This is a genomic window from Inquilinus sp. OTU3971, assembly GCF_038440215.1.
Window position 1 is genome coordinate 1 of sequence record NZ_JASATH010000440.1, and the last position, 551, is coordinate 551.

Annotated in this window: 1 protein-coding gene; it reads right to left on the reverse strand. The window is 71.1% G+C overall.

Annotated elements, in window-relative coordinates:
- Positions 1-34: 34 nt before the first annotated feature.
- Positions 35-551 (reverse strand): alpha/beta hydrolase-fold protein (locus AAHM41_RS40320; RefSeq protein ID WP_342242276.1); only part of this gene is annotated, 517 nt, incomplete at its 5' end.

The window sequence follows — 551 nt, forward strand, 5'->3', positions numbered from 1 at the left end:
TTAGGGCACTGACAAGTGGAGTAACGCCCGGCCGTCACCCCTGGTTCAGCACCCCGGCGTGGTGGCGGATGTGGTCGGCGATGAAGGTGGAGATGAAGTGGTAGCCGTGGTCGTAGCCGGCGTGGCGGCGCAGGGTCAGCGGTTGGCCGGCCTTGCGGCAGGCGGCCTCGAGCAGATGCGGATGCAGCTCGCGCTCCAGGAACTGGTCGGCCTCGCCCTGGTCGATCAGCAGCTCCGGGCAGCGCGCCCCGCCTTCGACCAGCGCCGTCGCGTCCCATTCCGCCCAGCGGGATTGGTCCGGGCCGAGATAGCGCGAGAACGCCTTCTGGCCCCAGGGGCATTGCGACGGGGCCGCGATCGGCGCGAAGGCCGACACCGACCGGTACAGGCCCGGGTTGCGCAACGCCGCCACCAGCGCCCCGTGCCCGCCCATCGAATGCCCGAAGATCCCCATCGCACTGCGCCGCGCCGGGAAGTGCCGGCCGATCAGCTCCGGCAGCTCCCGCGTCACATAGGCGTGCATCCGGTAGCCGTCGCGCCAGGGCTCTTGG